The sequence below is a fragment of the Microvirga lupini genome, assembly GCF_014191055.1.
Lineage (GTDB): Bacteria > Pseudomonadota > Alphaproteobacteria > Rhizobiales > Beijerinckiaceae > Microvirga > Microvirga lupini_A.
The window spans coordinates 1-13,707 of the sequence record NZ_JACHWB010000001.1; the positions used below are offsets into that span (position 1 = coordinate 1).

Below are 13,707 nucleotides of genomic sequence, written 5' to 3' on the forward strand. Positions count from 1 at the left end.
CACGTCCAAGTCACCCGCAGCCAAGCGCCCCATCGCCGAGGTCATCGCACCCAGAGGACGTGTGATGCCGTAAAGCGTGATCACAGCGATGAGGCTGATTGCGAGGGTCAGGCCGACCGCCGAGGCAACGATCAACTGAACGGCGGTGAATGCGGCCAGATCGGCGGCATCGCGCTCTTCCTGCTCCAACGTCGCGGCATTGGCTTCGGCGCGCTCGTTGAGGATCCGCAAGGCCTTCTGACGCATGTCGCGTCCCTCACCGCTCGCAAGCTTGAAGGCTTCGTCGGCTTCGTTGAGCTGCGCGTGAGCAATGGTTCGGCCCATAATGGCAAAGTAATCTTCGACAATCTTCTTCAATTGCTCACTGCTCGTGCGGCCTTCCGGAGTATCGGCTAGTGCAATCAGATCATTGAGGCCCTTCAGAGCTTCCTCTTTCGCTTCCCGAAAGGCCTGCTCGTAAACGGCCATCTCCTGGAAGCGCGTCTCGATGATCAGGTTCTTCTCCTGGACGGCCGCCTCGTTAACCGAGGCCTTGATGTCCAACGCCAGGCTGCGCCGGGCTGCGTGCACGTCGACGATCTGGTGAGTTTCCTCAGCCAAAGTGTCCAGACCTGTTTTGGCGAAGATGATGAGACTAACAGTGACAGCCATCATCACGATGACTGGGATGGCCAGCTTTGTGATGATTTTGAGATTGTTCAAGGCGCGCATCGAATGTCTATGGCCCGCCCGCATCGCCGCGGGAGGCGCGCGCCCCCACGACGCGCTTATCCAGGCTGCTTATGTTTAGCCGGTTACAGATGCGCAAGCTATTTCGGTTAATACGTATCGACGAAGTAAGTCTTTGTTAATGGCTTCAGGAGGCATAGCAGAGGCAAAGGTGAATTTACGAATTGTTAATCATGCGTATCTTGTGCACGGCTTCCGACTACAGAACCACAATGCCGGAGTGCTTGGCCTTGTTGTCCGGCTCCACGTGAATCGTGATGAGTGCGTCCTTCACATCGGCCTTGAGCGCGCGTTCCAATCGGTCGCAGATGTCGTGGGCATCGGTCACGCTCATGGCGCCCGACACCACGAGATGGAAGTCGATGAAGGTCATCCGGCCCGCATGGCGCGTGCGCAAGTCATGCGCTTCGATGGCGCCTTCCGCATTCAACGCGATGATCTCGCGGACGCGGGCGAGCGTCGTTTCCGGCAACGCCTCGTCCATGAGGCCGCCTATGCTCTCCTTGATTAGTCCCCAACCTGACCAGAGGATGTTGACGGCTACCAGGGCAGCAAGCACCGAGTCGAGCCATGCCCATCCGGTGAGCGGCACGAGCAGGAGGCCGATGATGACGCCTGCCGATGTGACCACATCGGTCAGGAGATGGCGCCCGTCCGCCACCAGTGCAGGCGAGCGCAGTCGCCGTCCGCGGTGGATCAGGAGCCAGGACCAGATCGCGTTGATCACGCCGGCGAACGCATTGATGGCAAGCCCTTGCATGGGAGCGTCGATCACCCTCGGCGACAGGAACCCGAAATAGGCTTCCCGCAGGATCGCCAGGGCCGCGACGATGATCAGCACGCCTTCGAGCACGGCCGAGAAATATTCCACCTTGTGGTGGCCGTAAGGGTGATTGGCGTCCGCCGGTGCGGCGCTCAGGCGAACGGCCATGAAGGCCGCCACCGCCGTCACCACATTGATGATACTCTCAAGCGCGTCGGAATAGAGCGCAATGCTTCCCGTGATGTAATAGGCGGCATATTTCAGGACGAAAACAATGGTTCCGACGAATATGCTGCCGATGGCAAGTTTTTGAATCTTGTCCATGGCACGACACTTGAAAAATCTGGCTGAGCGGGAAACGAAGCGACCTTATAGAGCGTGTTTCTTCAAGCGCAAGCTTTCGTTTTTACTTGCTATTCGTTTGCAAAATCATGATGCGCAAGTGGGCTGGCGAGAGAATGTCAAGCCTCATTCAGGGATCGCCGCCGCCCTGCTCATCATCTTCTTGTAATAGGTCGACAGGGTTGGAGAGAGCGTCTGGCAGTGCTGAACGAGTGCCAGGGCTTCAGCGCGTTTGCCCGCACTGATGGTGTCGAGGAGCGCGGGATGCAACTCCGTCAATTGTGCCAGCGCCGGGTCGTGCTGGCGCTGCTCGAGGGGCGCCACGATGGTGAAGATCGCCGATTTCTCGCTGCGGCCCTTGACGGCGATGCGGTCGAGTTCGATCAGCACGAAATGCTCCTGCAGGGCCTTCGCGGTGGCAGGCCCCAGCACGATGGAGACCCCATATTCCTTCGACAGGCTTTCCAGGCGCGAGGCGAGGTTTACCGTGTCGCCGAGCACGGAATAATCGTAGCGCCAGCGCGATCCCACATTGCCGACCACACAGTCGCCAGTATTGATGCCGACGCCGATGGCGAAGCGAGGAGCGTCCTCACCCATTTCCTGCCGCAGCTCCGCATTCAGCACCTTGACGGCCTCCAGCATGCGCATGGCGGCGCTGGCCGCACGCAGGGGATGGTCTGGACTCGGCAGCGGCGCGTTCCAGAACGCCATCACGCAGTCGCCGATATATTTGTCGATGGTGCCGCCTTCCGCGAGCACCGCCTCCGACAGCGGATCGAGCAGGCGGTTGATGAGCGTGGTCAGCCGCTCCGGCTCGTCCTTCAGTTTCTCCGACAGGGTGGTGAAGCCGCGTACATCGCAGAACAGGATGGACAGGTTGCGGCGTTCGCCGCCGAGCTTCAGGGCGCTTGGATCGCGGGCGAGCTGCGCCACGAGATCAGGCGACAGGTAGCGCGAGAAGGCCTCCGATACGGTGCGGCGCAGATACCGCTCGCGGGCATAGTCGAGACCGAACCGGGCTCCGAACACCGCCAGCGCCGCAGCTGCGGGCAGAGCAGGCGGCGTCCAGACCCGTCCGAAGCGCAAGAGAGCCCAGGCGCCGACGATGAAGAAGGTTAGCACGAAGAAGGCGGCAAACCCCGTACGCCATGTGACGCCTTTCACGGAAAACGCAGCCGCCACGAAGGCAGCAGCGATGATGAGGAACACCATCAGGAGGGGAGAGACGGGAAGCACGTAGAGGCCGTGACGGAGATTGTCGAGGATGTTGGCCTGCACCTCCACGCCGGGCGTCAGAGTATTGGTCGTCAGCGTAAAGGGTGTCGGAAAGGCGTCGGGAGTGCCGATATCAGCGGAGGTCGCCTGCTTGAGGCTCAAGCCCACAAGAACGATCCGGTCTCTGAAAGTGCCGGGCGGCAGGAAATTTGCCGGATCCAGAGCCTGGTAATAGGAGACGCGGGGATAGGTATAAGCCGGCCCGACATATTGGATCAGCGCTCCCTCGGGAGCGGGCGGTTTCGGTTCTCCAGCCAGACGAAGCGCTTCACCGGCGAAACTGTCCCGCATCTCCGGCATGCGGCGCAGATAAGCATCCCCATCGAGATGAACCGAGGCGACGCCTGCCACGGCTCCTGCATCAAGAAACGGATCGAGCGGGTTGACCCGTGTAACCTGGACACCCTGATTCAGCATTGTGGTAACGTCGTCCGCTGCCAGCACCACGTCCGGACCAAGTGCCTTGATGAGGGCCGTGTCCGCCTCCTCGGTCGACGGATCGGCGAAAATGATGTCGAAGGCGATCACCTTCGCGCCAGCAGCACGCAGGCTTTCGACCAGTTTCGCATGGATCTCGCGCGACCAGGGCCAGCGCTGGCCGATCTCGCCGATCGACGGCTCGTCGATGGCCACCAGGACGGCCCCCGGCTGTGCCGGGCTCGGCGGTGCGATCACCGAGAGAAGGTCGTAGAGCCGCGCCTCGATCAAGCGGAAGGGTGAGAAGAACAGGAACGGGATCAGCAGGGCCGCGATGATCCCCGCCATGGAGAAGTGGCGCCAGACGGGTTCTCCGCCGCCATGATCCCGTGCTGTCTCAGAGCCCTTCACCTCAGAACCTGGCTTTCACACTCGCCTCGATGGTGCGCCCCGGCCCGCGGATGTCGGGGGCCAGTTCGAAATCCTCGTCGAGCATGTTGAGCACGCTTAGGCCGAAGAGGAAGCGGCGATCCGGGGTTTCCCAGGTCAACGCCGCATCGGCCGTCCAGTAATCATCGATCGCGCGCCCCTCCAGGTTGCCCGTGATGTCTCCCAGGAAGGTGCCGGCGAGGGTGAACTTGAGGCGGCTCGGATGGACGAAGGTGAGGCCCGCGCGGGCGAATTTGCCGGCGATGAAGGGCACGTCGGCTCCCAGCGCCTCCTCCGAGCGAATGTCCGACGAGATCGTCCCGACGGTGCCGAACACACCGATGCCATGGGTCAGCCAGAGGTTGGCCGTCGCGGCAAGCCGGTCGACGCGCGCCTTGCCGATACCGATGTCGGTGACGGAGTAAGCCAACGGAAGGTTTAGGTTCTCCGCATCCTGGCGCTGATACTCCACAGAGGTAAAGACATAGGGCGACCATTCCGCATCCCAACGAAGAGCCAGGGTTTTGGTCTCCCCGCCAAACCCAGTGGGAAGCTCATTGGGAACGAGGCCCACAGTTGTGACAGGAGCTAAGGTGAAGGGAATTGGCTGCCTTGTATCCTGTCTGTAAGCGGCCCGGAGCCAATGACCTTCGAAGGGAGCAATGCCGATCCCGACGCGCGGCGAGATTGCGTCGTTATCCTCACCCCCGATCTCGATGCTGCTGCGCTCGATTCCAGCCTGAGCCTCGAACCAGTCGAACGGACGCCAGAATGCGTCCGCATAGAGACGAGTAGCGGTGAAGTTTGAAGCAGTGCGCTCGTTCGAATCAAAGAAGTCGTCACAAAGTCGAGTGGCTAGATTGAAGATGCACCCACGCCCTATCGTACCCGAGACGGTTCGTCCCCGTTGTGCCTCAAGCCCATAGTGAAGCGTCACATCGCCAAAGCCGATCATATGGGACAGGGTCGCCGAACCACCCTCGACTCGCGTACGGGTCCAAGTACTGCCAACCACGGCGAAGAGAGGAGTGAGCGGGTTCGTTTGAAGCCCTTCCTGTCGAAGCCGATCAATCGAGTTGATCCCGAAGACAGCACCCGTCAGCACATTCCTGTCACCGAAGCTGTGACTCCATCCGGCACCGCCCAGTAGCGCTGTGCTGTTCTGGGTTGAATCAGTGAGGCTGTTCGCAGTGCGGGCCTGAGCGATGGCAGGATCGTTGTTCGCTCCGGCCCCGAACACCAGGAAGCGATCGGCGGCCGTGGGCGCCATGCCGATGAAGAACGAGCCGGCGTCGGCACTCTCCTGGTCGATGAGATTGCGTCCGTTCGTCTTGAGGCGGTTTGCCGTGAAATTGAAGGAGGTTGGAACCGGCTCGTTCGAGAAGCCCTGCACCGTTGCGTCCGCGCCCCAGCCAAAGCGGCCGTTATGGTGCAGCAGCGAGCCGCCGACCTGCGCGTCAACGAAGGGGCGGCGGTAGAAGTCGGGCCGCATGATGCGGCCGGACACGGCCAGCGGATCGAAGAAGAGGCCCTGGATGGTGAGATTAAGCGACGAGAGGTCCACACCGACGCCGCTTTCGATGTTCGAAACGTCCGGCCGGCCTGTGACGAGATTGGGGCGCTCCACGACCGATTGGTCGAAATAGCTCGATGCCTCGAAGGGATCGAACACCCGGTCGCCGTAGAAGCGGGACCACTCGTTGAGGTTCAGGAAGCGGTAGGCCTGGACCGGATAGGAGCCGCCGTCCTTGTTGATGGCGATACCGGCGAAGTCGCCGCCGCGCTGGCGGTAGCGCCGCAAGGTCTCACGAGCCGCGAGCACGGCCTGATCCGCCTGGTACTGATCGATGGCGATTCCCGTGCGCACGCTCGAGACGGCAGGATCGTTCGGATCGAGCCGGTCCGCATTGTCGAGCGCCTGGATGGCCAACTCGTCATCGCCGTTCTGGTAATAGGCCGCCGCCGCCAGGAGCAGGCCTTGCGACAGGCCGGGATTGGCGGCGGATCCCGCGAGAATGGCCTCGAGTCCTTTGACCGGATGGCCTGTCTGCATCAGGTAGCGGCCCCGGGCGAGATAGGCCACGTGAAAGCCGGGATCGAGGGCGAGCGCCTTGTCGATCATCGCGCCTGCTTCCTCGACTCGGTACTGGTCGAGCAGGAAAATCGCCAGGTTGGCATAAGCGACAGGGCTGAATGGATCTTCCGCGATGGCCCTGCGCATGGCTTCTTCGGCGGCAAGCGCCCGGTCCCGATCGGACTCGAGAAGGCCGAGCGTGTTCCAGAGGCCGGAATTGCCGGGCGCGATCTCGAGAGCCCTGCGCATGGCCTCGACGGCCGCGTTGACCTCGCCGTCGACGTCGCCGCGGATGCCGCTCTCGGCGGCGATCACGTTGGGATCATCCGGGTCGAGGGCTTTGGCCCGTGCGATCGAGGCCCGCATCTCTTCGCGCCGGTTCAGGACATAGGCCACCGTTGCGGCCGTTGTGGCAATCCGCGCATCGTTCGGGAAGCGCTTCTCCGCTGCCCTCAGGACCTCGGCCGCGGCATTCAGGTCCTGCTTGAACGCGACCACATAGGCATGGGCCAGGGCCGCGAACGGATCGTTGCCGGGAGCCTTGGGCTCCGCATGGATCCGGTTCGGATCGGCCAGCGACTGGGTGATGTAGCGCCCGTAGGAGGCCAGCACGCGCCGCTTGGGATCGACGCCCCGTTCGGCTCTTGCAAACAGGGCCGTGGCCTCGGACCAGCGGTGCTGCGATCCGAGAAGAGCCGCTTCGACCATGTCCGCACGGGCGCGTTGGGTGGCGCTCATGCTGCGGCTGCGGGCCTCGGCGAGTGCCTGCGCGGCAACGGCTATGCCGTCATAGGAGGGGGCGATCTCCGCAAGGGTCAGCCAATCCTCGGCGCTGCGCGCCTGCGGAGGAACGGCTTTGATCCTGGCGCGCTCCGCTCTTAAATCTGGTCCCGTCAGGGGTGTGGTCGACAGCGACGAGAAGGTCTCGCGCAGGCTCAGATAGAAGAGCATCTGCTCGCGATCGTTCGAATTCGTGATCACGAACTTGGTGGGAGCCTGCCCGATCGACACGACCGCACCCTCGCCCTGGCGGACCGTCACGGAGCCTTGGGCATTGCTGAGTTCGACCACGCCTTCGAGCACGATCAGGGAGGTTCGGCCACCCTCGACCGAGAGCGACCAGTCGGTGCCGCGGATGGCTGCGACTGCCGCCGGGGTCTTGACGTCCACGCCCGAGCCGCCGCGGGCCGCGCGGGCCCAGATGTTGCCGCCCTGAAGGCTGAGCTGTGTGTTGCCGGTCTGGCTGCCGGCAACGTCATTGACCGTCAGGGTCGAATTGCGCCCGACGCGGATCTGGGTCTGGTCGGAAAATAGAATCGCGAGATTACCGATCTCATTGGTGCGCAGGGTGTCGCCGCCAACCACGCTTTGCTGGACCGGGGCCGAGCGCCAGAGATCCTCGCGCACGAAGCGCATTTCCTCGCCGCCCTTGGCAGCCACGATGGCGCCCGCCGCCGGGACCGGACGCGGCACGGGAGACTGGGCCTGCGCATGCACGAGGCTCAGGACAAAAGCGCTCGTTGCACTCAGAAGGCGGAAAGATCGTACAAACATGACGGACCAGCTTGATCGGAAGCTACCTGCTCTAACGTTACCTGAGCTTAGCAGCAAGGGCCTCGGATCAAAGCCGATTCACATCTTGTCGGGTGTGTTTTGGAACACAGGGTAAATCACTGCAGCATATTGGCCACAGGTGGAGCCATGACGCTGCAGGAACTGGCTGAAATTACGCCGTCTTGCCGCGGGCCATGAGAAGCTTCTGCTTCAGGTCGTGCTGGGCAAAAGGCTTTTGCAGAACCGGGCGGTCGCGGAAGGTGTCGCGGATTCCGGCACTGCCGTAGCCCGTGGAGAACACGAAGGGAATCGAGCGCTGCGCCAAGGCCTCCGCCACCGGATAGATCGGTTCGCCGGCCACGTTCACGTCGAGGATGGCCAGATCAACCTGCTCGCGGGACACGGCGTCGAGAGCCGCGGACAGCCGGGCCGCCGGACCGATCACCTCGCAGCCGAAATCGAGGAGCATGTCTTCCAGCAGCAGGGAAATCGCAGCCTCGTCCTCGACGACAAGGATTCGCAGGCCATTGAGATCGCCGTCGCTCATTACGCTATCGGTCACGGTTTTGCTTTCTTTCGGCTAGGCGCTGGTAGATTGTTCCCTAGAGAACGGGACACATGCCCCGGATGTTGTGAACTTCAAGCCTTGGGACTCAGACGCTTCTATCACTTTTGCGTCTTCATGCAAAAGGGCCTGGAACCGTCCTGATCCATGATATCGTTATAGGGCTGGATCTTAGGGCCGGACAGCTCCATTTCCTAGCCCCGGATCTTCAAGGCGATTGGCTGACGTGACAGGAAAAATCAGACTTTCCGCAATCTTTAAGCGTCTTGCACCTCTTGGCGTCCTGCTCATGCTGTCGAATACGCCAAGTTTCGCTCACGGGCATCATCCCATCGTCATCGCCTCGAAGGCGGATACCGAAGGGGTCCTGCTGGGCAGCATGATCGCCATCGTGCTGGAGCGGGAGGGCATTCCGGTCGAGACCCGTCTTCAGCTCGGACCGACCCAGCAGGTGCGCAAGGCGATCCTCCAGGGAGAGATCGACATCTACCCCGAATACACGGGCAATGGCGCGTTCTTTCACAGCCTCGAAAGCGATCCGGCCTGGAAGGTGCCGGCCTCGGCCCATGAGCTGGTCAAGCGTCTGGATGCGGAGCGGCACCGGCTCGCCTGGCTTGATCGGGCTCCTGCCAACAACACGTGGCTGATCGCTGTCAGGGGTGATCTCGCCCGGCGCTCCAACCTTACGACCATGGATGATTTCGCCCAGGCCGTTCGGGCTTCCATGAACCTGCGGCTGGCCGCTTCCGCCGAGTTCGTCGGAAGCCCGGCGGCGCTCGCCTCCTTCGAGGCAACCTATGGCTTCCACTTTCCCCGGGACAGAATCGCGGTCCAGCCTGGCGGCAACACCATGACCACCATGCGCGCGGCGGCGCAGAACATCGGCGGGGTTAATGCCGCCATGGTCTATGGCACCGATGGGGCCATCGCGACCCTCGACCTTGTTGTCATGAAGGACACGAGAGGTGCCCAGATCGTCTACGAGCCCGCTCCCGTCGTGCGAGCCGAGGCTCTGGAGCGCTTCCCGAAAATCTCGAAAGCGCTGGCTGGCGTGTTCGCCTCTCTCAGCACGGCGAAGCTCCAGGCCCTCAATGCGGAGATCGTGGTCGAAGAACGGCCGGCCCGGGATGTGGCCGAGCGCTATCTGGACCAGCTCCATCGTCGTCCGGGAGGGTAGTCGCCCGTCTGGGCTCTTGCGGAGAGCAAGGCTTGTCCTGAATAATCGGCCCATGGTCTCGCGTATTTTTACCCTTTCTCCTGCTGACGCTTCCGCCCGGGGTCGCAACCATGCCTAGGCGGCGTTCCAATGCACCCATTCTCATTGTCCTGCACCAGGAGCATTCGACCCCCGGCCGGGTCGGACGCCTGCTCGTGGAGCGCGGCTACCCCCTCGACATCCGTCGCCCGCGGTTTGGCGATCCTCTGCCGGAGACGCTCGCGGAGCACGCGGGCGCCGTCGTGTTCGGCGGGCCGATGAGCGCCAACGATCCGGACGATTTCATCAAGCAGGAGATCGACTGGATCGGCGTGCCGCTCAAGGAGCGCAAGCCCTATCTCGGCCTCTGCCTCGGGGCGCAGATGATGGCCAAGCACCTGGGCGCCGGCGTCTGGGCGCACCCAGAAGGCCGGGCCGAGATCGGCTATTACCCACTTGTGCCGACACAGGCCGGCGAGGCCCTGAGCACCGATTGGGGCGTTCCGTGGCCGAGTCATGTCTATCACTGGCATCGGGAAGGGTTCGACTGCCCTGCGGGCGCCGAGACCCTCGCCACCGGCGACGATTTTCCGACCCAGGCCATTCGGGTGGGTGAGAAGGCCTTCGGCCTGCAGTTCCACCCGGAGGTGACCCATGCCATGCTCTGCCGCTGGACGGTCGTTGCCGAGGAGCGCCTGTGCATGCCGGGCGCCCAGGACCGGGTGCGACAGCTCGAAGGGCGCTTCCAGCACGACCCGCACGTCTCCCGCTGGCTCGACCGGTTCCTGGATCACTGGCTTGATGAAACACGATAGGGCCGACGATGGAGATTCCGGTTCTGGCGGGTGAGCGTCTGCGCTTCCACCCATGGGCGGCCGAGGATTTTCCGCTCCTCGCGGAGCTACACGCTGACCCCGAAGTGCAGCACTTTCTCCAGATGGGCGATCCGCCCTGGGACGAGGCGTTCCTGCGCGCGAAGTTCGAGGGCTTTCGCGCCGATTACGCGGCCCATGGCTGGACGAAGTTCAAGGTGCTGAACATACAGGGCCGGTTCCTCGGCCGCGCCGGATTCGGCTGCTTCGACGAGACCGGTGAACTCGAACTCGGCTACAGCTTCATGCGGCCGTTCTGGGGCCACGGTTATGCCAGCGAGGCTGCCCGCGCGCTCCTGGACTGGGTCTATCGCAGCGTCTCCGTTGATCACGTGATCGGCTTTGCGGTCGCCGACAATACCGCGTCACGCAGGGTGCTCGAGAAAGCCGGCATGAGGTTCACGGGCCTGCGTGATCTGCATGGCATCCCGAATGCGTTCTACCGGCACGAGAGACCCGCCTGAGGGTTTCATGTGGCGTCAAACTCGAAGGGCGAGACGCCGCGCTTCATCTCGTCCACGATGAGAGCATGCATCAGGGGCGGGGCGGCGCGCTGCGGGCAGGCGACGCGCTCGCACAGGCGGCAGTTGATCCCGATCGGCGTGGCCTCGGCGGACGCCAGGTCGAGGCCGCGCGCATAGACGAGGCGGTGGGCGTATTTCAGCTCGCAGCCGAGGCCGACCACGAATTGCGGGTCGGGCGCTCCCCAGGGATTGAAGGCGCGCTTGACGGTCCGCGCCATGGAGAACCAGCGCGAGCCGTCCGGTAGCGCGATGATCTGGGTCGCCATCTGGCCTGGGGTGCGGAAGGTGGAGTGCAGGTTCCAAAGTGGGCAGGTGCCACCGAACTGCGAGAACGGGAAGCGGCCGGACGAGAAGCGCTTCGACACGTTGCCGGCCGAATCCACCCGCACCAGAAAGAACGGAATGCCCCGCGCGCCGGGGCGGGCGAGCGTGGTGAGGCGGTGCGCCACCTGCTCGAAACTGGCGCCGAAACGGGCGCCGAGCACCTCCACGTCATAACCCAGCGCTTCCGCGGCCGCGTGGAACTTGGCATAGGGCATCATAAGGGCACCGGCGAAGGAATTGCCGAACGAGACCCTGAGCAGGCGCCGGGCCGGGCCGTCGACGGGCTCCAGGCGCGCGGCCAGCGCATCGATGGTCTCGCGCATCTCGGCGAAGGCCAATTGGTAGGCGGCCTGGAAGGTCCTGCCGGAAGGATCCACCAGTTCCGAAATCAGAAGCTGGCGCCGGTGGTGATCGTAGCGGCGCAGTGAATCCGGCATCACGTCGATGGGCATCACCCGCACCCGGATGCCGTGCTTGGCGTGCAGGCGCTCGCTGATGGCGAAGAACAGGTCGTGCCCGCTCGATGCGAGCTCCGAGGCGAGCGCCTCGGCGGCCTCGTCGAGCTCCGGAAAATGGTTCTTCGCCTCGTGGATCAGCTCGCGCACCCGGTCGACCGGGTTGACCTGCGGGGCGTCCTCGGCGCGGTCGCGGTCGTTGAGGCTGGGCGTCACCGCCTCCCTGGCGCCGCGCATCGCCTGATAGGCGCGGTAGAGGCGGTTGATGGCGTCGACCAGCGAGGGAGCGCTCTCCACGGTTTCACGCAGCTCGAGCCGGGCCACCGGCGTGGAGCGGAACAGCGGATCGGCGAAGACCTCCTCCAGCTCCGAGATGGTGCGCTCGTGATCGTCGTTGGCGAATTCGCGCGGGTCGAGGGCATAGGCATGGGCGAGGCGGATGAGCACCTGGGCCGTGATGGGGCGCTGGTTGCGCTCCATGAGGTTGAGATAGCTCGGGGACAGCCCGAGCTCCTCGGCCATGCGGGCCTGGCTCAGATTGAGGTCCCGCCGCAGGCGCTTGAGGCGCGGGCCGACGAAGAGTTTTCTGCTCTCATCCATGTGTAAATCTTTTTACAACTTTACTCGTCAGAGGCTGTCGGAGATTTACAAGGCGACTTTTCTTTCCAAATCAGCCGTTGAAACAAAAGCTTCTTCTGGAATTATATCTTTCAGACGCCCCGCCGATGCACAGACTTTGTGGGTTCAAAGGGCGCTTTGTCAACGGATGTAAACTTTATGATGAGGCTCAGACGCGTGACACGCGGAAGGTCCATCGCCTGACGAATGGAGATCGATCATGTTGAAGTCACGGTTCTGGGTGGTTGGCGGCGAGTACACCTCCTGCGATTGCGAGACCATCGTTCAGGGTACTGAACGCGTGGTCGGTCCCTTCGAGAGCCGCCACGAGGCCGAGCGCACCTGGCGCACCCTGTCCGAGGATCACCGGCCACAAGCCCAGGTCCGTTTCACCATTGCGCAGGAACCTCCGGCGACCCTGAGTGCCTGAAGAGGCCATAGACGGTGCTGAAAGGTCGCCCCGCCGGAGGACGAAAGTGCCCCGGCGGGATCTTTTGTGACAACACGAAGTTTTTATCCTTCGGCTCAAGTCTTCTTGAGACCCCCTCTGACTAAATCCCCGGGCTGTCCTAAAAACAGCAGGGCAAGATTTCGCAAGGGGGTTCACATGAAGTCCATCCTCAAGCCGGCGGCGTTCGCCGTCGCCCTCGGTCTGGCGGCGATGGGTGCCGCCAGGGCCGATGTGGTCGTCTCATCCAAGATCGACACGGAAGGCTCGGTTCTCGGCAACATCATCCTGCTTGCCCTCGATGCTGGTGGCATCAAGACCCAGGACCGGATCCAGCTCGGTGCGACCCCTGTCGTCCGCAAGGCCATCACGGCGGGCGAGATCGACATCTACCCCGAATATACCGGCAATGCGGGCTTCTTCTTCAACAAAGCGGACGATCCCGTCTGGAAGGATGCCGCCAAGGGTTTCGAAACCGCCAAGAAGCTCGACTACGATGCCAACAAGATCGTCTGGCTCGATCCGGCGCCCGCCAACAACACCTGGGCCATCGCTTTGCGCAAGGAGGTGGCCGAGGCCAACAAGCTGAAGACCATGTCCGATTTCGGCCAATGGATCGCCAAGGGCGGCAAGGTGGTGCTCGCAGCCTCGGCCGAGTTCGTGAATTCCGAATCGGCCCTGCCGGCCTTCCAGAAAACCTATGATTTCCGGATGAAGCCGGAGCAGCTCATCGTGCTGTCCGGCGGGGACACGGCGGCCACCATCAAGGCGGCGGCCGAGCAGACCAACGGGGCCAACGCGGCCATGGTGTACGGCACCGACGGTGGCATTGCTCCCTCGGGCCTCGTGGTGCTGGCGGACGACAAGGGCGTTCAGCCCGTCTATGCGCCTTCTCCCATCGTGCGCGAGGCGGCCCTGAAGGAAAACCCGAAGATCGCCGAGATCCTGAAGCCCATCTTCGCCTCCCTCGATCTCGCCACGCTCCAGCAGCTCAATGCTCGCGTGCAGGTCGGCGGCGAGCCCGGGAAGACAGTGGCGATGGATTACCTGAAGTCCAAGGGCTTCCTGAAGTGACCTGACGGCTCGACTCGAAGGACAGACTGCTCGACGAAGGCCGGAC

11 protein-coding genes are annotated in these 13,707 nt (G+C 63.0%); 5 read left to right on the forward strand and 6 right to left on the reverse strand.

What is annotated here, in order from left to right:
• The 5 genes from FHR70_RS00005 to FHR70_RS00025 form a co-directional block, all read right to left on the reverse strand.
• Positions 1-711: MCP four helix bundle domain-containing protein (locus tag FHR70_RS00005; protein ID WP_183445840.1), on the reverse strand; the 711-nt coding region annotated here is incomplete at its 3' end.
• A 217-nt stretch (positions 712-928) separates the two neighbouring features.
• Positions 929-1,816, reverse strand: a complete 888-nt coding sequence (locus tag FHR70_RS00010; RefSeq protein ID WP_183445842.1) for a cation diffusion facilitator family transporter — start codon at positions 1,814-1,816, stop codon at positions 929-931.
• A 144-nt stretch (positions 1,817-1,960) separates the two neighbouring features.
• Positions 1,961-3,940, reverse strand: coding sequence for a CHASE2 domain-containing protein (locus FHR70_RS00015; RefSeq protein WP_343058692.1), 1,980 nt, complete (start codon positions 3,938-3,940; stop codon positions 1,961-1,963).
• A 1-nt stretch (position 3,941) separates the two neighbouring features.
• Positions 3,942-7,586 (reverse strand): FecR domain-containing protein, encoded by a 3,645-nt coding sequence (locus FHR70_RS00020; RefSeq protein ID WP_183445846.1) that lies wholly within the window; start codon positions 7,584-7,586, stop codon positions 3,942-3,944.
• Positions 7,587-7,758: 172 nt separating this feature from the next.
• A complete protein-coding gene (locus FHR70_RS00025) occupies positions 7,759-8,133 on the reverse strand; it encodes a response regulator (protein ID WP_183448404.1) in 375 nt (124 codons plus the stop codon).
• A 307-nt stretch (positions 8,134-8,440) separates the two neighbouring features.
• On the opposite strand from FHR70_RS00025, the gene FHR70_RS00030 reads away from it, so the two are divergent.
• From FHR70_RS00030 to FHR70_RS00040, 3 genes are all read left to right on the forward strand, one after another.
• Complete coding sequence (locus tag FHR70_RS00030) at positions 8,441-9,328, forward strand: glycine betaine ABC transporter substrate-binding protein (protein WP_183445848.1); 888 nt, start codon at positions 8,441-8,443, stop codon at positions 9,326-9,328.
• Positions 9,329-9,438: 110 nt separating this feature from the next.
• Complete coding sequence (locus FHR70_RS00035; protein ID WP_183445850.1) at positions 9,439-10,161, forward strand: glutamine amidotransferase; 723 nt, start codon at positions 9,439-9,441, stop codon at positions 10,159-10,161.
• A gap of 8 nt (positions 10,162-10,169) precedes the next feature.
• Positions 10,170-10,682 carry a GNAT family N-acetyltransferase gene (locus tag FHR70_RS00040; protein ID WP_183445852.1) on the forward strand — a complete coding sequence of 171 codons (513 nt, stop codon included), beginning with the start codon at positions 10,170-10,172 and terminating at the stop codon, positions 10,680-10,682.
• A 5-nt stretch (positions 10,683-10,687) separates the two neighbouring features.
• Here FHR70_RS00040 and FHR70_RS00045 read toward each other — a convergent pair whose 3' ends face one another.
• On the reverse strand, positions 10,688-12,121 hold the full coding sequence (locus tag FHR70_RS00045; RefSeq protein WP_183445854.1) for a helix-turn-helix domain-containing protein: 1,434 nt from the start codon (positions 12,119-12,121) through the stop codon (positions 10,688-10,690).
• Between the two features lie 238 nt (positions 12,122-12,359).
• Between FHR70_RS00045 and FHR70_RS00050 the strand changes: the two genes are divergently transcribed.
• On the forward strand, positions 12,360-12,569 hold the full coding sequence (locus tag FHR70_RS00050) for a DUF4170 domain-containing protein (protein WP_183445856.1): 210 nt from the start codon (positions 12,360-12,362) through the stop codon (positions 12,567-12,569).
• Positions 12,570-12,746: 177 nt separating this feature from the next.
• The gene (osmF, locus tag FHR70_RS00055) at positions 12,747-13,661 is read left to right on the forward strand and encodes a glycine betaine ABC transporter substrate-binding protein OsmF (RefSeq protein ID WP_183445858.1); all 915 of its coding nucleotides are present in this window, start codon (positions 12,747-12,749) and stop codon (positions 13,659-13,661) included.
• The last annotated feature ends 46 nt before the right edge of the window (positions 13,662-13,707 follow it).

Excerpts from the sequence above, each read along its gene's own strand:
- FHR70_RS00050 (WP_183445856.1), top strand. The coding sequence starts at position 12,360 with ATGTTGAAGTCACGGTTCTGGGTGGTTGGCGGCGAGTACACCTCCTGC.
- FHR70_RS00035 (WP_183445850.1), top strand. The coding sequence starts at position 9,439 with ATGCCTAGGCGGCGTTCCAATGCACCCATTCTCATTGTCCTGCACCAG.
- FHR70_RS00030 (WP_183445848.1), top strand. The coding sequence starts at position 8,441 with ATGCTGTCGAATACGCCAAGTTTCGCTCACGGGCATCATCCCATCGTC.
- FHR70_RS00040 (WP_183445852.1), top strand. The coding sequence starts at position 10,170 with ATGGAGATTCCGGTTCTGGCGGGTGAGCGTCTGCGCTTCCACCCATGG.
- FHR70_RS00020 (WP_183445846.1), bottom strand. The coding sequence starts at position 7,586 with ATGTTTGTACGATCTTTCCGCCTTCTGAGTGCAACGAGCGCTTTTGTC.
- osmF (WP_183445858.1), top strand. The coding sequence starts at position 12,747 with ATGAAGTCCATCCTCAAGCCGGCGGCGTTCGCCGTCGCCCTCGGTCTG.
- FHR70_RS00010 (WP_183445842.1), bottom strand. The coding sequence starts at position 1,816 with ATGGACAAGATTCAAAAACTTGCCATCGGCAGCATATTCGTCGGAACC.
- FHR70_RS00025 (WP_183448404.1), bottom strand. The coding sequence starts at position 8,133 with ATGAGCGACGGCGATCTCAATGGCCTGCGAATCCTTGTCGTCGAGGAC.
- FHR70_RS00045 (WP_183445854.1), bottom strand. The coding sequence starts at position 12,121 with ATGGATGAGAGCAGAAAACTCTTCGTCGGCCCGCGCCTCAAGCGCCTG.